Genomic DNA, 19,946 nt, shown 5'->3' with positions numbered 1-19,946 from the left:
ATCTTAATTGCCTGCAAAGGTATTATAATAAGCACTAGTATTTTAGTTACTTTTGGTTAAAAATTCTAGATGCGCATTATTTTATTTGTTTTAATCAGTTCGCTAGTTTTTTCGTGTACTTCGGAAAAATCAGATTCATTTTCAAAGGTGACGATCACTCCTGTTTTTCAAGACAGTCTAAGCATTCGTGCTATTGCACCTATTTCTGAAGATCAAGTTTGGTTTGCGGCTAACAAAGGTAGGGTTGGATTTATTGACGGTAAAATACCAAAGCTTGCTAATATTAAATACGGAGACTCCTTGTTGCAGTTTCGCTCTATAGCTGTCCGACCAAACGCTGTTTTTGTTTTGAGTATTGGAAATCCCGGTGTTTTATATAAAATAAGTGTCGACAAGAACGAAGCGTCTGCCATTGAGGAGGTATATGTTGAAAAAGGGGAGAAGGTGTTTTATGATGCTATGGCTTTTTGGGATGATAATGAAGGTATTGCCATGGGCGATCCCACTGAAGACTGCCTGTCTATAATAATCACCAGAGATGGAGGAAACAACTGGAAGAAAATTCCATGTACAAATTTACCCAAAACAGAAGATCAAGAAGCTGCATTTGCTGCAAGCAATACAAATATTGCCATTGTAAATGATCATGTTTGGATCGCATCGGGAGGGAAGCGAGCACGTATTTTTCACTCTACCGATCGTGGGAAGACCTGGGAAGTCTTTAATACACCTATAGTACAAGGTAAAGCAATGACCGGTATTTATAGCATTACTTTTTTTGACGAGCATACAGGCGTAATTTTTGGAGGTAACTGGGATAAAAAAGATTTTAATGAAGGAAATAAGGCCATTACACATGACGGGGGTAAAACATGGAAACTTCTAAGCAACGGTTCTGGTCCTGGATACCGATCTGCGGTTGCGTTTGTGCCTGGTACAAATGGCAACGGACTTGTAGCTGTAGGATCACCTGGAATTTCTTATAGTGCAGATCAAGGCGACACTTGGACCGAATTATCATCTGAAGGTTTTTACGCCTTGTCTTTTGTAAACGATTCGATAGCCTTTGCAAGTGGACGCAACAAAATTTCTAGACTTCTATTCCAGTAGTTTTTCTCTAAAAAAACCGACAAAAAGCAAATTTTAAGGATAAATGACAATATTATTTTTTTTGTAGGAATTTTTACCCTACATTTGGGGTATACTTCTTATGTATAGTTTTTATTATTAGCCCCAAGCGTAATAAAAACAACCTAAAAACGGGTCTTAGCGGGGGCTGACCCGTTTTTTCATTCTATAATATCGCTAATCGAATTAATCAAATTATTGTAGGAAATTCATTAACATTTAATAGGGGAATGTCCGATAAAGTGTATTTAAATTAAGATAAAGTGTATTTTTTCTTTGTGAATTAAAAAAACCATTCTATATTTACACCATATTGAAATACTTATGTGCTTTGTTAGCATCAGCCCCAAAGATGCTAGCAAAAAAAACAAAAAGAGCGAAGCCCCAAATCGCTCTTTTTTTTTGTTTAAATAATTCCTTGAAATATAAATAGTTACAAGATTTTTTCTCTTGAAGATGTTGTTTATGAGAGTGACTGCATAGCAACAAGACTGTGATAAACACCTTCCTTTGCCATCAATTCATCATGCTTTCCTTGCTCGACGATCTCGCCTTTTGAGAGTACCACGATATTGTCGGCACTTTGAATAGTAGATAAACGGTGCGCTATAACAATAGAAGTTCTGTTTTTCATCATATTCTCTAAAGCATCTTGAACCAAACGCTCGCTTTCTGTGTCAAGGGCAGAAGTGGCCTCATCGAGGATCATAATAGGAGGATTCTTCAGTACAGCACGTGCAATACTGAGACGTTGTTTTTGTCCGCCGCTTAATTTATTACCACTATCGCCAATATTCGTTTGAATACCAAGAGGTAAGTCCTTTACAAATTCCCAGGCATTCGCAATTTTTAATGCGTCAATGATCTCTTCTTCCGTAGCATCTTGCTTTGCTACTAGTAAGTTATCCTTTATGGTGTCATTAAAAAGTATAGAGTCTTGAGTCACTAATCCTAAAAGGTCACGAAGTGAGCGTTGGGTAATGTCTTTAATATTCTCACCGTCAATTTTTATAGCACCTTCATTTACATCGTAAAAACGAGTCACCAAGTTAGCAATGGTGCTTTTTCCGCTACCACTTTGTCCTACTAAAGCGACCGTATGGCCTTTTGGCACTTGTAGTGAGAAGTTTTTTAAGACATATTCATCTTCGTATTTAAACGAAATGTTCTCTAAAGAAACCTGTGACGTAAATCCTTGTTTTACCTTAGCGTTAGGCGCATCTTTAATGGCCGATTCCGTTTCTAGGATCTCGAGAATTCGTGCGGCAGCTGCATTTCCTTTTTTTACACCATAACTCGCCTTGCTGATCGCTTTGGCTGGAGTTAAGATGTTGTAGGCCAATCCCATATAGGCAATAAACGCAGCAGGGTCTAAGGTGCCTTCAACAAGTACCATGCGTCCGCCAAACCATAAAAGAATAGCGATCACAACAATTCCTAAAAATTCACTTACCGGAGATGCTAGATTTTGACGATTCAATAAGCTATTTGAGTATTTGTAATATCGACGTGTTGATTCCTGAAATTTATCATCAAACCTTTTTTCAGCATTAAAACCTTTAATGATTTTTAGTCCGCCAAGCGTTTCTTCGAGAATCGATAGAAAGAATCCTTGTTCACGTTGTACCCGATCACTTTTCTTCTTTAAATTTTTACCAATTCTAGAGATGATAAATCCTGAGATCGGAATAAAGATAAAGACGAAAATGGTGAGTTTCGGACTTAGGATTACCATAATAATAATGGTAAAAATGATGGTCAATGGTTCGCGAACTACTAATTCAAGAATCGATAAAAAAGATGATTGTACCACTTGAACATCACTCGTAATACGCGAAATGGTATCACCCTTGCGCTTTTCAGAATAAAAAGAAACAGGGAGATCAACCGTTTTGTGGTAGAGGTCGTTGCGAATATCTTCCAAAACGCCATTCCGAAGAAAGGTAATAAACCACATACCTAAATAACCAAAGAAATTTTTCAGCAAAAAGGTAGAAATCACCAATACGATCATGATCATGAGCGTATTCATCTCACCGATCGCCGCAATTTTTTCGGTGATATAGAAGTTGATATACTGCTCAAGATAATCTCCAATATGCATGATGCCTTCGTATGTAGGCATACTGTATACTTCTTTTTTATCGTCAAAAAGTACTTTAAGCATGGGCATCAACGACACAAATGCTAAACTTCCAAACAAAGCGTAAAAGATATTTGAAACAATGTTTCCTATGGCGAACCGCTTGTACGGCACCACATATTTATATATTTTTTTAATGTATTCCACTAACGATTATTTAATTCAGTACGAATATCGGCTATTTTTTTCTGAAGTACTTCGGAAGTGCCTTCGGCTACTTCAGAGGTTTGAACGCTGATATAAAATTTGATCTTGGGTTCGGTTCCGCTAGGACGGGCTGCGACTTTAGAACCATCTTCTGTATAATAGATGAGTACATTTGATTTCGGAATGTCAATCGCTTCCGAAGTACCTTTAATCATATTGCGTCTTTCGCTACTCGCGTAATCTTCAATAGAGACCACGCGCGATCCTGCAATGGTAGTAAAGGGTTTTTCCCGAAGATCTTTCATCATTTTAGTGATCTCTTCAGCACCTTTTTTTCCTTTCTTTACAATAGAAATAAGGTGTTCTTGGTAGCTTCCGTAGGTTTTAAAAATTTCTTGTAAATAGTTATAAAGACTGCTTCCCGCCGCTTTTTTCTGAGCGGCCATTTCACATGCCAATAGGGTAGCGGTCACCGCGTCTTTATCGCGTACAAAGTCGCCAACCATAAATCCGAAGCTTTCTTCTCCACCTCCAATAAACTCAAGTTCCGGAAAGTCTTTTACCATTTTGGCGATCCACTTAAAGCCTGTGAGGCCTTCCATATATTTTACATTATATGCTGCTGCAATTTTTCGCATCAAAGGTGTAGAAACAATCGTTGACGCTATAAACTGTTTACCATTTAGTTTCCCAGCTTGCTTGTATTGTTCGAGTAAGAAATGCGTTTTCAGGACCATTGCCTGATTCCCATTTAAAATGATCATTTTATTATTGGAATCACGAACGGCAATTCCCAAACGGTCACAATCGGGATCGGTTCCAATAACAATATCAGCTCCCTGCTTTTCGGCTAAGGCGATTGCCATGGAAAGCGCTTCTGGTTCTTCCGGATTTGGTGAAGCTACGGTTGGAAAATCTCCATCTGGTTCAGCTTGTTCTGCAACAACTGAAACATTAGTATAGCCAGCCATTTCAAGTACCTTCGGGATCATAGTAATAGATGTGCCATGCAAAGAGGTAAATACGATCTTTAGATCATCTTTAGCGCTTTGCGGGGTATTAAAACTTCCGTTTTGAACAGATGCTTTGGCAAAGGCTTTATCGACTTCAGAATCAATTAAGGTGATCAATTCATTATTTGCTTCAAATTTAATCTCGCCATATTGAAGCGCATTGATCGCTGCAATGATCTCGCCATCCTGTGGTGGTACAAGTTGCCCGCCGTCTTCCCAATACACCTTATAGCCGTTATACTCAGGCGGATTGTGGGATGCTGTAAGTACTATACCGCATTGACATCCTAAATGTTTTACCGCGAAAGACAGTTCGGGGGTCGGTCGTAATTCAGAAAAAAGAAAAACTTCAATATTATTTGCTGAAAAGACATCGGCTACCACATTGGCCAATTCTTTACTGTTGTGTCTACAGTCGTAAGCTATCGCTACTTTTATGGGTTGATTGGGAAATTCTTTATGTAGATAATTTGAAATTCCCTGGGTGTTCTTTCCGAGGGTATATTTATTGATACGGTTATCGCCAACGCCCATAACACCACGCATTCCACCCGTTCCGAAGGCTAAGTTCTTATAAAAACTATCTTCAAGTCCTTCAGGATCGCTAGCAATCATTTCTTTGATCTCTTGTTGGGTGATCTCGTCAAAAACTGGGGTAAGCCATTGGTTAACGCGTTCTAAAACTTTTGGATCTATGTAAATCATGAATTACAAATTATTCAGCAAAAATAAGATTTTAGGAAAGGATAGAGAAGGGAATCAATAGGCAATTGTCAATTAGCAAGAAACAACAAAGAATGACTCTTTTTCAAGAAGTTATTATCCGATTGTTTCTTTAACTATATAGTTTTGTCCGGTTTTTTTACTCCTTAGGAAGAGTTCCCCTAAAAATCCGGCGAGAAAAAGCTGTGTTCCTAAGATCATGGCTGTAAGTGCCAAAAAGAATTCGGGACGCTCGGTGATCAATCTTCCTTCAGGATTAATAAACAACTTGTCTATACCTAGGTAAAGCGCAAAACAAAATCCAATAAACAAAGTGATTGCGCCCAATGCTCCAAATAAATGCATGGGTCTTTTGCCAAATTTTGACAGAAAAGATATGGTAATAAGATCTAAAAAGCCTCTTATAAAGCGCTCGGCGCCAAATTTGGTCGTTCCGTATTTTCGTGCTTGATGTAATACTATTTTTTCGCCAATCTTGTTAAAACCGGCATTTTTTGCAAGAACAGGAATATAGCGATGCATTTCGCCAGTAACCTCGATGGTTTTGACCACTTCGTTTTTGTAGGCTTTGAGTCCGCAATTAAAATCGTGTAATTTTACGCCAGAAGTCTTTCGGGCGGCCAAATTGAAGAGTTTAGACGGCATGTTCTTAAAGATCACAGAATCATAGCGTTTCTTTTTCCATCCTGAAACGAGCTGAAAGCCTTCTTCGGAGATCATTTTATAAAGCTCTGGTATCTCTTCGGGGTTGTCTTGAAGATCTGCATCCATAGTGATAACCACTTCGCCTTTTGCCATGGCAAAGCCTGCATGCAGCGCTTGCGATTTTCCAAAGTTCTTTAAAAACCGAATTGCTTTTACCTCGGGATGTTTGTTAGATAGCGTCTTAATATGTTCCCAAGACGTATCTGTACTTCCGTCGTCAATAAAAATAATTTCATACAAAAAACCATTGGACTGCATAACTTGTGCAATCCAATGGTGTAATTCGGTCAAAGATTCTTCTTCGTTAAGAAGTGGAATGACTATAGAGAGATTCATATTGTCTATTGATGAACAGGTCTAGGTTGTTTCATGATCAGCCCTGCGATAAGCGAAATAATAAAGCCAAAAAACAGAGAAGCAATAATACCAATAGCGATCATGATTGTTGGACTTAACATTTTTTCTGTCATTCCCATTGCCATATCCATTTGTTCTTCGGTCATGCTAGGGTTTTGCTCGATCATGCGTTCTTGGGTAACTATAAGCATGTTTTCTACAAAATTTGGTTCAATGAATTCTACAAAAATATACGTAAAAACTGAGCCTATAAGCCCCGCAACAAGTGCGATAGCTAAACCTACCTTTAATGCCTCGCCTAAAGATAGAAATCCGCCGTTGTCAGCTTTAAATGCCTTTATAGCATATACAATAATAGCCGTCATGGCAATAAAATTAATTGCACTTTGCCACCAAGGTTGATCGTAGGTCATACCCATAACATATACGATTACAGATACTGCAATGGTGATCAATGATAGCATAAGGCCATAATTAATAGCGATTTTTTTAAGTGATGCTTGTTGAGTTTCCATGTTTTTTAAATTTTTGGTTCCGAATTAGCTACGGAATGGTTCGGCTAGTTAGTAAACAAATGTAGTGAAATGTTACAGAAGATTTCTTCGGAAATCATAACACAATGTCTCAAATTTGGTTAGCAGATCTTAGATGTGCTTTATTTCAGAAAAAATAAATTAAAAAATATTGTAGATTTACCAATAATGCTTAAATTTGCACTCTCGTTTCCGGAAAGGTCGGGAAAGAATATTTTAAAAGAGCAAGAAAATGAAACAAGGTATCCACCCTGAAAATTATAGATTAGTTGCATTCAAAGACATGTCAAATGAAGAGGTGTTTTTGTCAAAATCAACTGCCAACACAAAAGAGACCCTAGAAGTAGATGGTGTTGAATATCCTTTAGTGAAGTTGGAAATTTCTAGAACATCACACCCTTTCTACACTGGTAAATCGAAATTGATCGATACTGCTGGTCGTATTGATAAGTTTAAGAACAAATACGCAAAATTCAAGAAGCCTGCTGCTGCTGCAGTTCAGGAAGAAGAATAGTCTTTCGTATTAGATATATAGAAAGCCTTCGAGAAATCGAAGGCTTTTTTAGTGCCAAATTTTTTTCTAAGGCATCTTTAGTATATTTACTTTTGTAAAATGCTGCGATGCATTGGCAGCGTCTCACATCTAAATACCTTTTTATGAACTATATTCTTTTTGACGGCGTTGTTCGCGATCAATTATTACCATTTACCTATACGCGTGCTGTTGCCGATATCCGCGTAGGGATCCTGACCATTCGTGAGAAATGGGAAAAACATTTGGGGTTTACTACAACTACAATTACCGAAGAATATCTTACTGAAAAGTATCCGATGGTTGAAATTGAGCAAAATGTCTTGATCAACGCTTCTTTTTTACCTTCGGAAAATTTAACGAATCTTATAAAAGGACTCTCACCAAATCAGGCTATTTTTTATGATGATGAGCCGCTTGCGTTTTTTACCGAAGACGAGCAAGAAGTAGATTTTGATACCTATGAAGTTATTCAGTATACTTATGATGATGTTATAAGAATTGAACATACATGGGACATTTTTTCAAAAAATGACATGGCAATCGCGCGTGATTTTGAATTGCTGACCAAAGGAAGAACTTCTGAGCCAATTCCTGAAACTACCGTAGCCTTTAATAGCGCGCAGATCTTTATTGAAGAAGGTGCAAAACTACCCTTATGTTCTTTAAATGCTGAAAACGGACCTATCTATATAGGAAAAGATGCCGAGATCATGGAAGGCTGTATGGTACGCGGGCCCTTTGCGTTATGCGATCACGCAACACTTAAAATGGGAGCCAAGATCTATGGCGCTACCACTGTTGGTCCGCATAGTAAAGTAGGAGGTGAGGTCAATAACTCCGTGATTTTTGGATATTCAAATAAAGGGCACGATGGCTTTTTAGGAAACTCTGTCATCGGAGAATGGTGTAACCTTGGGGCTGACACAAATAATTCGAATCTTAAAAATAATTATGCTGAAGTGCGGCTTTGGGATTATGAAACCGAGGGGTTTGCGCGTACCGGATTACAATTTTGTGGTCTCATGATGGGCGATCACAGTAAATGTGGAATTAACACTATGTTTAACACGGGAACTGTGGTTGGTGTGAGTGCGAATATCTTCGGAAGCGGATTTCCACGTAATTTTGTTCCAAGTTTTAGCTGGGGTGGAAGCGCAGGTATGACAACCTATAAAACCGATAAGGCCTTTGAGGTTGCCACTGTTGTGATGAGCCGACGCGGAATCGATTTTACACAAACCGATGTTCGAATTCTAGAGCATGTGTTTGAGGAAACTGCAAAATGGCGAAAGGGCTACTAGAAGTTAGGCAACTGTTGAATCAATAATATATCGTAAGATCAATGGTAAAAAAGCGATAAAGGTTATTGCAATAATTAGCGATAAAACTAGAACAATACGTCTTTTACGTTTCTCTTTTCTCTTCTTTGAGAATTGTTCCTTCTGAAAGGCAGCATATTGCCAAGTCTTCATTTCAATATGATCTTCAAAAGTGCCAAAAGTACTTTGGGTTTGACCCAAGGGCGCATCAAAGGCTGTCTCTCGCTTTCGAACGAAAATTTTATGCCCTTGTCGTGTGCCTGTACTTTTATACTTCATATTCTCTTTCTATATTGTACGCAGTAGAAGATAGAAATGTTACAATATTTTGCTGTTTTTAGGTCAAAATGCACAAAAAAGGCTCAATTCTCCTTAAAAAAAGCATTTTTTTAACCAATTACTCTGTTTTTTTAACGTGTTTTAAAATAAGGAAGTTTTGCGGATTAATACCTAAGCCGCTTACTTTATTACTTACAAAACGAACTGCCATATCATAATATAGCGGAACCACTGGTGCATCTGCGATCACGATGCTATCCATTTGGGTATAGAGCTTTTTTCTTTGCTCAATTGCTGAAATTTGCTGAGAAGCCACATAAAGGCTATCAAAAGTTTTATTTTTATAATGGGTGTAATTGGGGCCATTTGGCGTAAAGTTGTTGCTGTAAAACAAGGAAAGATAGTTTTCGGCATCGGGATAGTCTGCTACCCAACTTGCTCTAAAGACATCCAGCTCGCCACTTGATTTCATTTGTCGTAGCGTAGAAGGAGGCACCACATCGATTGTGACTTGTATGCCTAATTTTTCAAGTTCGCGCTGAATATATTCGCAAATATCCAGATACTGACTATTTGTGCCGATCACGATCTCGGGTTGTGTGTCGCCAGTTTCCTCTTTGTATTGTTCAATTAAGATGCGCGCCTTTTCGGGATCATAATGATATCCTTCAATGGCATCAAAACCTGGGAGTCCTTTTGGAATAAAACCGTGTACGGCGGGAATTCCCATACCATTTCTAAGATATTTCACCATTTTTACGCGATCGAAGCCATAATTTACTGCTTGCCGGAGTGCTTTTGAATTGATTTCTGAAGTTTTCGTGCCTAAGAAAAACCCCAGGTATTCGGTGTTAAGATATGGAGTGCTTAAAAGAGTGACCTTGTCTTTGTATGCGGGTTGCAATATTCCTGTGGTTGTAATGATCTCATCTTTATAGGAATTGTCTAAACCAGAAATAAAATCGATTTTACCTTGAGCAAACTGTAAAAATTCACTTTGCTTGTCGGGTAAAAAAGTAATTGAAACAGCTTCCAAATAGGGTAGTTGATTCCCTTGATCATCCTTTTCAAAATAAATCGGATTTTTTCTAAGGACGAGTTTGACGTTTTCTTCCCAGAATTTAAACTGAAAGGGGCCGGTGCCCACGGGGTTTCTGCGGAATTTATTTCCGTAGCGATCAATAGCCTCTTTAGGTACCACCGAACAGTAGCGCATAGAAAGGAGCCCAATAAAAGCAGGGAAGGCCTGTTTGAGTTGTACAACCAAAGTAGAATCATTTTCGGCATGATAGCTATGTACGTTCTGTAGAACCCAACTTCCAGGAGAGGCGAGCGCATCTGAAGTAAGTCTGTCAAAACTATAGACAAAATCCTGGGCTACAACCTGTCGTGTTGAATCGCTTGGGAAATCAGCTAAGAATACTTCGCTTTTATGAAAAAATACATCATTCCGAAGATAAAAGGTATACGTGTTTGTCGAGTCGTTTACCGTCCATGATTTTGCAATATCTGGTTGTACATTGAGTGAATCGTCTAATTGTACAAGGCCGTTAAATAACTGATTACTTGGCCAGATCGTCTGCGGATTTCGGGCAAAGGCAGGATCTAAAGAAGCGATATTGCTATGCTCGTTGTAGCGGAAGACGAGGTGGTTTCTTGAGGAGTCTTTACTGTCGCTACAGGATACACAGAACGTTACTCCTAAGATAATGATGAGGAGCAAATAGATTTTAATGCTGGGTGTTGGGAACTGGGTGCTAGTTGAAGAGAACAAGATAATTTAGTTGTTTTTTAAGGTGTGTCTAAGCGCTATTGTCATATTCATCAATAAATTAAAGTTAGTATAGAGTTCATAGAATAAAGATACGGCAATTATTACAATAACACCCAACACCCAGCATCCAACAAGTAACCGTCTCACTCTTCAAAATAACTTCTTATCTTTGCAAACCATCAAAAGTATATGTCAAACAACAAGAAAGTCGCATTTTACACCTTAGGTTGCAAACTCAATTTCAGTGAGACCTCTACGATCGCGCGTGGGTTTTCTTCGGAAGGATTTGAGCGTGTAGATTTTACCGAAAAGGCTGATGTTTATGTGATCAATACCTGCAGTGTAACCGAAAACGCTGATAAGCGATTTAAAAGTATCGTAAAAAAAGCGCAAAAGACCAATCCGGATGCCTTTGTTGCCGCTATTGGGTGTTATGCACAATTAAAACCGAATGAATTGGCTGATGTTGAGGGCGTAGATCTGGTCTTAGGAGCTACCGAAAAATTTAATATCACAGCCTACATTAACGACCTTTTGGCGCATCCAGAAAAAATAACAAATGGTGCTGAGATCCATTCTTGTGAAATTGAGGAAGCCGATTTCTATGTGGGTTCTTATTCTTTTGGCGATCGCACCCGGGCTTTTCTTAAAGTTCAGGATGGTTGTGATTATAAATGTACCTATTGTACCATTCCTTTAGCGCGTGGTATTTCAAGAAGCGATGCTTTAGAGAATGTGTTGCAAAATGCTTCGGAAATTTCTGCAAAGGGAATTAAAGAGATCGTTCTTACTGGAGTTAATATTGGTGACTACGGAAAGGGAGAATTCGGGAATAAAAAACACAAGCACACATTTTTTGAACTTTGCGAAGCCCTTGACGAGGTTAAAGGCATTGAACGCCTGCGAATTTCATCGATTGAGCCCAATTTGTTAAAGAATGAAACAATCGATTTTGTAGCGAATTCACGTACGTTTGTGCCTCATTTCCATATTCCGTTGCAAAGTGGAAGCAATAAGATCTTAAAGCTAATGCGTCGTCGTTATATGCGTGAGCTTTATGTTGAACGGGTTGCGAGAATTAGGGAAGTTATGCCTCATGCCTGTATAGGTGTTGATGTAATCGTAGGATTTCCCGGGGAAACCGAAGAATGCTTTTTGGATACCTATCACTTTTTAAATGAACTCGATATTTCGTATTTGCATGTCTTTACATATTCGGAAAGAGAAAATACCGCTGCTGCTGCCATGGACGGTGTTGTAGCGAAGAAGGTTCGGGCTAAACGCAGTAAGATGCTACGCGGATTATCGGTTAAAAAAAGGCGCGCTTTTTATGAAGCGCAATTAGGTAGTGTTCAAAGTGTTTTGTTTGAAGGCGAGAACAAAGAAGGATATATTCATGGGTTTACTGAAAACTATGTCAAGGTGAAAACTCCATGGAACCCAGGCTTAGTTAATACTTTACATCAGGTTGAGCTCAGTAAAATTGATGAAGACGGTTCTGTACGTTTTGATTTTGTACAGCGTCCTGTATTTGCGTAAGCTAAATTTGTTGTAGCCGAATTTGCATGAGCGATTGAGGCTTTGTTGGAGCTCTTACGCTAAAAGTGTAAAGCGACTGCCGAAAGCGCGACCCTACTCGTACATTGGATTACAATGTGCGAGTAGGGGCATGCCCAACTAAATATTAATACCTACAGGAAGTAACGATTTGTATTTTCTGCGATTTTTACGAAGGAAACCAGCAATTTCGGGACTGGTGGGGACGAGACTTATATTTCTGTTCTTGACCTCTTCAAATACAGCTTTTATAAAAATTTCACGGAAGCCTTGTTCTTCCATTTCTTCGCACATCTCATATTTGGTCAAGAAGATTTTGCGGTCTTGAAGCGCGTATTCAATGCGGGCCATGTTGTCGCCCACTTCCAGCTCGAATTGTCTTAAGAATTCGTTATCGGTTATTTCTACATCTTCAATCATAGGGAATTGTTTTGATTCAATTAGTTTTTCATTAAAACCGCTGTAACTCGTTATTTTTCAAACTTTTAACAAAATGTGTTTTCAAAGTTTGAATTGTACTGTCAAGTGCCTCGTTATCAGCAAGTACAGTGCCGTTAATTACGAAAATATAGCTACGTTGGTTTTCTTGGTTAGTTTTCTTGTCATTATCGTTGCAAAAAGCGGGTTTTGAAGCGATAACATGTAGGATGTTTTTCATAAGAATGCTCAATTCTTGAGCGTTTTTTCTCACAGGTTATGTAAATTTACGAAATATCTTTGTTGTAACCCATTAAATCGGCTTACAAAGCAATATGCACAATAAAAAAACAGCAATTTATTTTATTCCGGGCTTAGCGGCGGGAAAGGAAATCTTTAAAAACATTGATCTTCCAAGGGATCGATATGAGGTTCATATATTGGAATGGCTTATTCCGGAAAAGAAAGAACCTATGGAGTCCTACGCCCAGCGAATGGCCGCACGGATAATTGAAACAGATGCCATCTTGGTTGGAATATCATTTGGAGGTGTTGTGGCGCAAGAGATGAGTTTATTTTTATCACTTCGGAAACTGATCATTATTTCAAGTATTAAAAGCAAGGCTGAGTTACCTGCTCGGTTAAAACTTACCCGTAAAACAAGGCTTCATAGATTGGTGCCTACGGGTTTAATTTTGAGTGCTCAAGATCTTACTAATTATGCTGTAGGGCCTCGTTCGCGAAAGCGCTTGGCGATCTACAACGAATATCTGCATGTTCGGAATAAGCAATATCTCGATTGGGCTATTGAAAATATGGTTTGTTGGCAACGAGAAGAACCTTTAGAGCAAGTGGTGCATATACATGGAGACGGAGATGTGGTACTTCCTTCCAAAAATATCAGCAATTTTATCTGCATTGAAGGAGGGACTCATGTAATGATCCTCAATAAGGCGCGTCAGATCTCAGATAAATTGATAGATATCATTGAAAATAATTAATGATATTTCCTTTTGAGCAGGCTACTTAATTTTTATCTTTAAAAAAAAATAGAGGATATGTCTTTACTTTCAAAAATCGGTCTGCTGACTATACTTATAGCAGTTGGAGCGCTTTGTACCTATGCCGTTCAAGAGCCGCCAACCGACGAAACTTTAGAGAAGAAGTTGATTAATGATTACAACGTTTATGCCTTGCAACTACCAGATTATATGGAGTTTGCGGGAGAACCTGTGCCCTTAAATAATCCAGACATACGCGAGCGTATGGATCGTGAGTTGTTGGTAAATACTTATTGGCAGTCTAATATGCTCATCATGATCAAACGAGCGAATAAATATTTTCCGATCATTGAACCTTTACTTGCCAAGCATGGTTTGCCAGACGATTTTAAATATTTAGCGGTTGCTGAAAGCGGATTAGACAATGTACAATCGCCAGCCGGTGCTGCCGGATTTTGGCAATTTCTTAAAAGTACGGGTAAGGAATACGGCTTAGAGATCAATGAATATGTAGATGAACGCTACCACTTAGAGAAGGCAACCGAAGTTGCGGCTGAGTATTTAATAAAATCAAAATCTCGTTTTGGTAGTTGGACTGCGGCTTGTGCGGCTTACAATGCCGGAAATGCAGGTGTAAGTAAACAAATGGAGCGCCAGGATGTTGATGATTATTACGATCTGTTGCTTAATAGCGAGACCAGCAGATATGTATTTAGAATACTTGCATTTAAGGAGATCTTAAATAATCCGAAGAAATATGGTTTTAATTATAGAGATAAAGACCTCTATACTGCCGTGCCAACCAATAAAGTTTTAGTTGATACTGCGGTCACCGATTTTGCTCAGTTTGCTAAGCGATTTGGGATCAATTATAAGATCTTAAAAATTCACAATCCGTGGCTACGAGATACATATTTAAGAAATGCCTCTGGAAAACAGTACTATATTGAGATCCCAGAAACAGGCTTTTACTCAACTGGACAATAAAGAACTACCCTATAATTAGTATCCTTTTGAAACCAGACAATTCTATGAACATGACATTAATATTATCGCTAGTTATCATTGGTCTATTGGCAGGAATTCTTAGCGGTTTTATGGGTGTTGGAGGCGGAGTAGTAATGATTCCGCTAATGATGATGTTGCTTGGGTTTGATCAGCACGAAGCCCAAGGAATGAGTTTGGCGGTATTAGCGATTCCCGTAACTTTTGTAGCCGCATACACCTACCATACTTCCGGACATCCTATCAATTGGAAGTTTGCCCTTGTAATCGCTGTTTTTTTTGTAATAGGGGGCTTTTTAGGCTCAAAGTTTGCTGTCGCGATCAATCAAAACGTATTAAAAAAGATCTTTGCCGTTATATTAGTTATTGCCGCGATCAAGATGTTTTTTGGGAAATAGTTTTCTTCTGAAGAAATCCTCAATAAGAAATAAACTTAATATTTAGAATACTTATAAATTTGCTTTAAACAAAAAGATCGGCCTTAGGCCGATCTTTTTGTTACTTTGGTTTTTATGAGTTATGGTTTTGGATCATCTTGAGTCACCAAATCATTTTGTTTGTCGTCTGAAAAGTTCTTTAACAAAGAAATCCCGTTGTAAAAGGCATTGTAATTGAGTTCGAAAGAGATCTCATATTCTTCATTATAGGGATGTAATACCCCGCGGCGCACATCAACGATCATTTTGTCCTTATTGATAAAAAAGGAAGTAGGAAAGCCTAAGCTATGCTTCATGGTTTCCACTATATGATCATGGGTGTTCTCCGTTTCGTCAACATACAAAATAGTTATGTTCTTGCTATATTCTTTAGACGCCTTGCGAACCTTGCTTTTGCTGTCCCAGAACAGTACTACGAAATCAATATATTTTGAGTATTCCTTGGCTATACCATTTAGAGCAGGGATCTCTCCTTTACCTGGTGTACACCATGAGGCATAGGTCATTAAAAAGACTGGTTTTTCAAAATCATTGAGTTCTACTTTTCGGCCAGAAAGCTTTCTTACTTTAAAATTATCAAGGTAGCTTTTGTTGATCACGTTGTTAACCAGAGAATCGAAAAGAAATTCGGCGCGTTCAAAATCTTGCATAGCATATGCCTCTGCAGCTTGGCGATTATATTTCTTAATACTTTTACCAATCGCTTGAGAGAATAGGTTCTTTGGCTCCAAGTCTTGTGCTTGAGCTGAAAAAGTAACCAATAAGATCAATAGGAGTAGTTTTTTTACCATACGCCTCTGTGAAATTTATGGTACAAAAGTACGTAGTCAGAATCGATGTAGCCTGAACTATTCGACCAAATTAATTAAATAATCGTTGAATTACTAATTTTAGTAAGACAATTCTGTCAGTAACAGATTGTATTGAAGGAATTTAGCGTCTACCACCTCGTCCTGCTCGTCCACCGCCATATTGTTGTTTTGGCTGTCCAGCACGTTTCATATTCTGCTTCATCATTTTTATTTGATCGTCGAGCATATTGTGTTTGTCCAACTTCTTTGCTTCCGAAAGCAAGATCTCAGCGTCACGTCTTCTATTTTTGGTCATTGCTATCCCTGCAAGATTGAGTTTTGTCATGGCCATATCGGCATCCATACTTAAACCAAGACTAACGGCTTTTTTAAAGTATTTTTCGGCTTCATTCATATTGGTTTGTGAAACCATAAGACCATTTAAGTAGTTATAGTACCCTTGTTGCTTTTTGACAAGCGCACCTTCGGGATTACTAATACGATCCAACCATTTTTTTGCTCCAGGAAAATCTTGTTTCCGAAGTCGTAAAAAGGCTAACAGTATCATTTCATTTTTAAAGTAGAGGAGTACAAACATTCCAGCAAGAAGGATGAACATGATGCCATTACCAATGTTACCTTCTACAAATTGCCAAACGGCTGCTGCGATAACTAATACGGCTAAAACTAATTTTATATTTTTGTTGAACATGTATAGGTTTTATGTGCGATGAAAGCCATGATCAAGGCTTTAAGGTTTTGAACGCGCAAAGGTACGAAAAACAATGAAAAATATTTACATTTTACATTTGGGTACGAAAAAAAAGATTGTATATTTGCACCCGCCTACGCAAACATACATATGTTGCTTTGGTAGAAGAACCTTATAAAAAGGTTTGAAAAGCACTAAGATATATCAGTAGATTAAAGTTATACTATAATGAGCAAAAGAACATTTCAGCCATCGAAAAGGAAAAGAAGAAATAAACACGGTTTTAGAGAGCGCATGGCATCTGTAAACGGTAGAAAAGTACTTGCTGCTCGTCGAGCAAAAGGTAGAAAGAAACTTTCTGTGTCTTCTGAAACTCGTCACAAAAAATAATGTTGATAAGTCATAAATAAAAAGGTGTTGTTTTATAAGCAACACCTTTTTTTTATACCCCAATGCGTCGTAATTTTACCGAACTCTAAAAAGCACCTTCGAAATGCCAAAAAACGAGCAAATAAAATCAGTTTTAATTATCGGTTCAGGCCCTATTGTTATTGGTCAAGCATGTGAATTTGACTATTCCGGATCCCAATCTTTACGTTCGTTGCGAGAAGATGGAATTGAGACCGTTTTGATCAATTCAAATCCGGCAACCATCATGACCGATCCTTCCATGGCAGATCATGTTTATTTACTGCCATTAACAACAAAATCAATTATACAGATATTAAAGGAGCATCCACAAATTGATGCGGTACTTCCTACTATGGGTGGCCAAACCGCCCTTAACTTAGCCATCGAGGCTGATGAGAAAGGAATATGGAAAGATTTTGGCGTTGAACTTATTGGAGTAGATATTGACGCGATCAACATTACTGAAGATAGAGAACAGTTTAGAACTTTAATGGAAAAGATAGGTGTGGCTATGGCACCTCAAGCTACAGCAACTTCTTACTTAAAAGGTAAGGAGATTGCACAAGAATTTGGGTTTCCATTAGTGATACGAGCGTCTTATACCTTAGGAGGAGCTGGAGCATCGATTGTTCATAAGCCAGAAGATTTTGATGAATTACTTACCCGCGGATTAGAAATATCACCCATCCATGAAGTAATGATCGATAAGGCCATGATGGGCTGGAAAGAATACGAATTAGAACTACTTCGTGATTCAAACGATAATGTCGTTATTATTTGTGCCATCGAAAATATGGATCCCATGGGAATTCATACAGGTGATTCAATCACCGTGGCTCCTGCGATGACATTGAGCGATAGAACCTACCAACGTATGCGTGATATGGCAATCCATATGATGCGCAGTATTGGTGATTTCGCGGGGGGATGTAATGTACAGTTTGCTGTAAGTCCGGATGAAAAGGAAGACATCATCGCTATTGAGATCAATCCTAGAGTGTCTCGGTCATCTGCACTTGCATCAAAAGCGACTGGCTATCCAATTGCTAAGATCGCGACAAAATTGGCTATTGGGTATCATCTAAATGAATTGGATAATCAAATTACGAAGTCAACTTCGGCTCTTTTTGAACCTACTTTAGATTATGTTATTGTAAAAATTCCGCGTTGGAATTTCGATAAATTTGAAGGCTCAGACAGAACATTAGGATTGCAAATGAAGGCAGTTGGAGAAGTAATGGGTATTGGCCGATCATTTCAGGAGGCCCTGCACAAGGCTACTCAGTCTTTAGAGATCAAACGAAATGGTCTTGGAGCCGATGGAAAAAGCTATACAGATTACCAACAGATCTTAGATAAACTGGAGAACGCAAGTTGGGATCGCGTATTTGTTATTTATGATGCCATTCAAATGGGAATTCCACTAAGTAGGATCCACGAGATCACAAAAATTGACATGTGGTATCTCAAGCAATATGAAGAATTATACATGCTTGAAACGGAAATCTCAAAATTTACACTTGATACCTTACCGCGAGAATTACTCCTTGAAGCGAAACAGAAAGGATATGGAGATAGACAGATCGCTCATATGCTGAAATGTCTTGAAAGCCAGGTGCATAAAAAACGTCAGGAATTAAATATTAAGCGTGTTTACAAATTAGTGGATACCTGCGCTGCCGAATTTAAAGCCGAAACACCATATTATTATTCAACTTTTGAAAATGACATGGAGACGGCAGATGGTAATCGTTATGCCGAAAACGATAGCGTAGTTACCGATAAGAAAAAAATAATCGTACTTGGTTCTGGTCCTAATCGGATTGGTCAAGGTATTGAATTTGATTATTGCTGTGTACACGGTGTACTTGCTGCCGCCGAATGTGGGTACGAAACTATCATGATCAATTGTAATCCTGAAACTGTTTCAACCGATTTTGATGTGGCAGATAAGCTTTATTTTGAACCTGTTTTTTGGGAACATATTTATGATATCATTCAGCATGAAAAACCTGAGGGTGTTATTGTACAGCTTGGTGGACAAACAGCTCTGAAACTTGCTGAAAAGCTAGAGAAATACGGTATCAAGATCATGGGGACAAGTTTTGAAGCCCTAGATCTAGCAGAAGATCGTGGAAGCTTTTCCAGAATTTTGCAGGAAAACAACATTCCATATCCTGAATTTGGTGTTGCTGAAACAACTGAAGAAGCCCTGCAGCTTGCAGATCACCTAGATTTTCCACTATTGATAAGACCTTCTTATGTTCTTGGTGGACAAGGAATGAAGATCGTAATTAACAAAAAAGAATTAGAAGATCACGTAGTAGATCTGCTTCGGAAAATTCCGAATAATAAACTATTGCTAGACCATTATCTCGATGGAGCGATAGAAGCGGAAGCAGACGCGATCTGCGACGGTGAAAATGTGTATATCATTGGTATTATGGAACATATTGAACCATGTGGTGTCCATTCTGGAGATTCAAACGCAACTTTACCACCATTTAATCTTGGTGAGTTTGTAATGCAACAAATAAAAGATCACACCAAGAAAATTGCATTAGCGCTAAACACAGTAGGTTTGATCAATGTTCAATTTGCTATTAAAGACGATAAGGTTTATATTATTGAAGCTAATCCTAGAGCATCGAGAACCGTTCCTTTTATTGCCAAAGCTTATGGAGAGCCATATGTAAATTATGCAACCAAAGTAATGCTTGGTGAAAAGAAAGTAACCGATTTCAAATTTGAGCCAAAACTCAAAGGGTACGCGATAAAGCAACCAGTATTTAGCTTTAATAAGTTTCCAAATGTGAATAAACAGCTAGGACCTGAAATGAAAAGTACAGGTGAAAGCATCCTATTTATTGATAGTTTGAAAGACGATCAGTTCTACGATCTGTACTCAAGACGAAAAATGTACTTGAGTAAATAATTACAAGCTTTCTTCTAGAGAAAA

19 protein-coding genes are annotated in these 19,946 nt (G+C 38.3%); 9 read left to right on the top strand and 10 right to left on the bottom strand.

The window, feature by feature from the left end; genetic code table 11:
- The first annotated feature begins 69 nt into the window (after nt 1-69).
- Nucleotides 70-1,110 carry a WD40/YVTN/BNR-like repeat-containing protein gene (locus ACY2RU_RS08140; protein ID WP_490137940.1) on the top strand — a complete coding sequence of 347 codons (1,041 nt, stop codon included), beginning with the start codon at nt 70-72 and terminating at the stop codon, nt 1,108-1,110.
- Between the two features lie 481 nt (nt 1,111-1,591).
- Here ACY2RU_RS08140 and ACY2RU_RS08135 read toward each other — a convergent pair whose 3' ends face one another.
- The 4 genes from ACY2RU_RS08135 to ACY2RU_RS08120 form a co-directional block, all read right to left on the bottom strand.
- The gene (locus ACY2RU_RS08135; protein WP_490137939.1) at nt 1,592-3,418 is read right to left on the bottom strand and encodes an ABC transporter ATP-binding protein; all 1,827 of its coding nucleotides are present in this window, start codon (nt 3,416-3,418) and stop codon (nt 1,592-1,594) included.
- Nucleotides 3,418-5,136, bottom strand: coding sequence for a phospho-sugar mutase (locus tag ACY2RU_RS08130; RefSeq protein WP_490137938.1), 1,719 nt, complete (start codon nt 5,134-5,136; stop codon nt 3,418-3,420). The genes ACY2RU_RS08135 and ACY2RU_RS08130 overlap by 1 nt, the downstream gene beginning before the upstream one ends.
- 114 nt (nt 5,137-5,250) lie before the next feature.
- Nucleotides 5,251-6,195 carry a glycosyltransferase family 2 protein gene (locus ACY2RU_RS08125; RefSeq protein ID WP_490137937.1) on the bottom strand — a complete coding sequence of 315 codons (945 nt, stop codon included), beginning with the start codon at nt 6,193-6,195 and terminating at the stop codon, nt 5,251-5,253.
- A 5-nt stretch (nt 6,196-6,200) separates the two neighbouring features.
- A complete protein-coding gene (locus tag ACY2RU_RS08120; RefSeq protein WP_490137936.1) occupies nt 6,201-6,731 on the bottom strand; it encodes a DUF4199 domain-containing protein in 531 nt (176 codons plus the stop codon).
- A gap of 250 nt (nt 6,732-6,981) precedes the next feature.
- Between ACY2RU_RS08120 and ACY2RU_RS08115 the strand changes: the two genes are divergently transcribed.
- The gene (locus ACY2RU_RS08115) at nt 6,982-7,263 is read left to right on the top strand and encodes a type B 50S ribosomal protein L31 (protein WP_490137935.1); all 282 of its coding nucleotides are present in this window, start codon (nt 6,982-6,984) and stop codon (nt 7,261-7,263) included.
- 143 nt (nt 7,264-7,406) lie between these two features.
- Nucleotides 7,407-8,585, top strand: coding sequence for a GlmU family protein (locus ACY2RU_RS08110; protein ID WP_490137934.1), 1,179 nt, complete (start codon nt 7,407-7,409; stop codon nt 8,583-8,585).
- A gap of 3 nt (nt 8,586-8,588) precedes the next feature.
- Here the strand turns inward: ACY2RU_RS08110 and ACY2RU_RS08105 are convergent, their stop codons facing one another.
- Both ACY2RU_RS08105 and ACY2RU_RS08100 read right to left on the bottom strand, forming a co-directional pair.
- Complete coding sequence (locus tag ACY2RU_RS08105; RefSeq protein WP_490137933.1) at nt 8,589-8,882, bottom strand: hypothetical protein; 294 nt, start codon at nt 8,880-8,882, stop codon at nt 8,589-8,591.
- A gap of 118 nt (nt 8,883-9,000) precedes the next feature.
- The gene (locus ACY2RU_RS08100) at nt 9,001-10,596 is read right to left on the bottom strand and encodes an ABC transporter substrate-binding protein (RefSeq protein WP_490138281.1); all 1,596 of its coding nucleotides are present in this window, start codon (nt 10,594-10,596) and stop codon (nt 9,001-9,003) included.
- Nucleotides 10,597-10,845: 249 nt separating this feature from the next.
- Between ACY2RU_RS08100 and mtaB the strand changes: the two genes are divergently transcribed.
- Entirely contained in the window at nt 10,846-12,195 is a 1,350-nt protein-coding gene (gene mtaB / locus ACY2RU_RS08095) for a tRNA (N(6)-L-threonylcarbamoyladenosine(37)-C(2))-methylthiotransferase MtaB (RefSeq protein WP_490137932.1), read from the top strand.
- Nucleotides 12,196-12,333: 138 nt separating this feature from the next.
- On the opposite strand, the gene ACY2RU_RS08090 is transcribed toward mtaB, so the two are convergent.
- Together ACY2RU_RS08090 and ACY2RU_RS08085 are read right to left on the bottom strand one after the other, a co-directional pair.
- On the bottom strand, nt 12,334-12,633 hold the full coding sequence (locus tag ACY2RU_RS08090) for a GNAT family N-acetyltransferase (protein WP_490137931.1): 300 nt from the start codon (nt 12,631-12,633) through the stop codon (nt 12,334-12,336).
- A gap of 31 nt (nt 12,634-12,664) precedes the next feature.
- The gene (locus ACY2RU_RS08085) at nt 12,665-12,871 is read right to left on the bottom strand and encodes a hypothetical protein (protein WP_490137930.1); all 207 of its coding nucleotides are present in this window, start codon (nt 12,869-12,871) and stop codon (nt 12,665-12,667) included.
- Nucleotides 12,872-12,965: 94 nt separating this feature from the next.
- Between ACY2RU_RS08085 and ACY2RU_RS08080 the strand changes: the two genes are divergently transcribed.
- From ACY2RU_RS08080 to ACY2RU_RS08070, 3 genes are read left to right on the top strand one after another with little or no spacing between them, the layout of a single operon-like run.
- A complete protein-coding gene (locus tag ACY2RU_RS08080; RefSeq protein WP_490137929.1) occupies nt 12,966-13,631 on the top strand; it encodes an alpha/beta fold hydrolase in 666 nt (221 codons plus the stop codon).
- Between the two features lie 57 nt (nt 13,632-13,688).
- Nucleotides 13,689-14,618, top strand: coding sequence for a lytic transglycosylase domain-containing protein (locus ACY2RU_RS08075; protein ID WP_490137928.1), 930 nt, complete (start codon nt 13,689-13,691; stop codon nt 14,616-14,618).
- A 50-nt stretch (nt 14,619-14,668) separates the two neighbouring features.
- The gene (locus tag ACY2RU_RS08070; protein WP_490137927.1) at nt 14,669-15,034 is read left to right on the top strand and encodes a TSUP family transporter; all 366 of its coding nucleotides are present in this window, start codon (nt 14,669-14,671) and stop codon (nt 15,032-15,034) included.
- A 119-nt stretch (nt 15,035-15,153) separates the two neighbouring features.
- On the opposite strand, the gene ACY2RU_RS08065 is transcribed toward ACY2RU_RS08070, so the two are convergent.
- Both ACY2RU_RS08065 and ACY2RU_RS08060 read right to left on the bottom strand, forming a co-directional pair.
- Nucleotides 15,154-15,864 carry a TlpA family protein disulfide reductase gene (locus ACY2RU_RS08065; protein WP_490137926.1) on the bottom strand — a complete coding sequence of 237 codons (711 nt, stop codon included), beginning with the start codon at nt 15,862-15,864 and terminating at the stop codon, nt 15,154-15,156.
- A gap of 142 nt (nt 15,865-16,006) precedes the next feature.
- A complete protein-coding gene (locus ACY2RU_RS08060) occupies nt 16,007-16,576 on the bottom strand; it encodes a DUF2892 domain-containing protein (protein ID WP_490137925.1) in 570 nt (189 codons plus the stop codon).
- 228 nt (nt 16,577-16,804) lie between these two features.
- On the opposite strand from ACY2RU_RS08060, the gene rpmH reads away from it, so the two are divergent.
- Together rpmH and carB are read left to right on the top strand one after the other, a co-directional pair.
- Complete coding sequence (rpmH, locus tag ACY2RU_RS08055) at nt 16,805-16,966, top strand: 50S ribosomal protein L34 (RefSeq protein WP_084677430.1); 162 nt, start codon at nt 16,805-16,807, stop codon at nt 16,964-16,966.
- Nucleotides 16,967-17,069: 103 nt separating this feature from the next.
- A complete protein-coding gene (gene carB / locus ACY2RU_RS08050; RefSeq protein WP_490137924.1) occupies nt 17,070-19,922 on the top strand; it encodes a carbamoyl-phosphate synthase large subunit in 2,853 nt (950 codons plus the stop codon).
- The last annotated feature ends 24 nt before the right edge of the window (nt 19,923-19,946 follow it).

The sequence above is a fragment of the Ulvibacter sp. 2305UL32-6 genome (genome assembly GCF_058148545.1).
This window is presented reverse-complemented; position numbering and strand designations above follow the sequence as displayed.

Coding starts and splice junctions, on each gene's coding strand:
- ACY2RU_RS08070 (WP_490137927.1), top strand. CDS start 14,669: ATGACATTAATATTATCGCTAGTTATCATTGGTCTATTGGCAGGAATT.
- ACY2RU_RS08085 (WP_490137930.1), bottom strand. CDS start 12,871: ATGAAAAACATCCTACATGTTATCGCTTCAAAACCCGCTTTTTGCAAC.
- ACY2RU_RS08110 (WP_490137934.1), top strand. CDS start 7,407: ATGAACTATATTCTTTTTGACGGCGTTGTTCGCGATCAATTATTACCA.
- ACY2RU_RS08140 (WP_490137940.1), top strand. CDS start 70: ATGCGCATTATTTTATTTGTTTTAATCAGTTCGCTAGTTTTTTCGTGT.
- ACY2RU_RS08075 (WP_490137928.1), top strand. CDS start 13,689: ATGTCTTTACTTTCAAAAATCGGTCTGCTGACTATACTTATAGCAGTT.
- ACY2RU_RS08105 (WP_490137933.1), bottom strand. CDS start 8,882: ATGAAGTATAAAAGTACAGGCACACGACAAGGGCATAAAATTTTCGTT.
- mtaB (WP_490137932.1), top strand. CDS start 10,846: ATGTCAAACAACAAGAAAGTCGCATTTTACACCTTAGGTTGCAAACTC.
- ACY2RU_RS08065 (WP_490137926.1), bottom strand. CDS start 15,864: ATGGTAAAAAAACTACTCCTATTGATCTTATTGGTTACTTTTTCAGCT.
- ACY2RU_RS08090 (WP_490137931.1), bottom strand. CDS start 12,633: ATGATTGAAGATGTAGAAATAACCGATAACGAATTCTTAAGACAATTC.
- ACY2RU_RS08080 (WP_490137929.1), top strand. CDS start 12,966: ATGCACAATAAAAAAACAGCAATTTATTTTATTCCGGGCTTAGCGGCG.
- rpmH (WP_084677430.1), top strand. CDS start 16,805: ATGAGCAAAAGAACATTTCAGCCATCGAAAAGGAAAAGAAGAAATAAA.
- carB (WP_490137924.1), top strand. CDS start 17,070: ATGCCAAAAAACGAGCAAATAAAATCAGTTTTAATTATCGGTTCAGGC.
- ACY2RU_RS08115 (WP_490137935.1), top strand. CDS start 6,982: ATGAAACAAGGTATCCACCCTGAAAATTATAGATTAGTTGCATTCAAA.
- ACY2RU_RS08120 (WP_490137936.1), bottom strand. CDS start 6,731: ATGGAAACTCAACAAGCATCACTTAAAAAAATCGCTATTAATTATGGC.
- ACY2RU_RS08130 (WP_490137938.1), bottom strand. CDS start 5,136: ATGATTTACATAGATCCAAAAGTTTTAGAACGCGTTAACCAATGGCTT.
- ACY2RU_RS08125 (WP_490137937.1), bottom strand. CDS start 6,195: ATGAATCTCTCTATAGTCATTCCACTTCTTAACGAAGAAGAATCTTTG.
- ACY2RU_RS08060 (WP_490137925.1), bottom strand. CDS start 16,576: ATGTTCAACAAAAATATAAAATTAGTTTTAGCCGTATTAGTTATCGCA.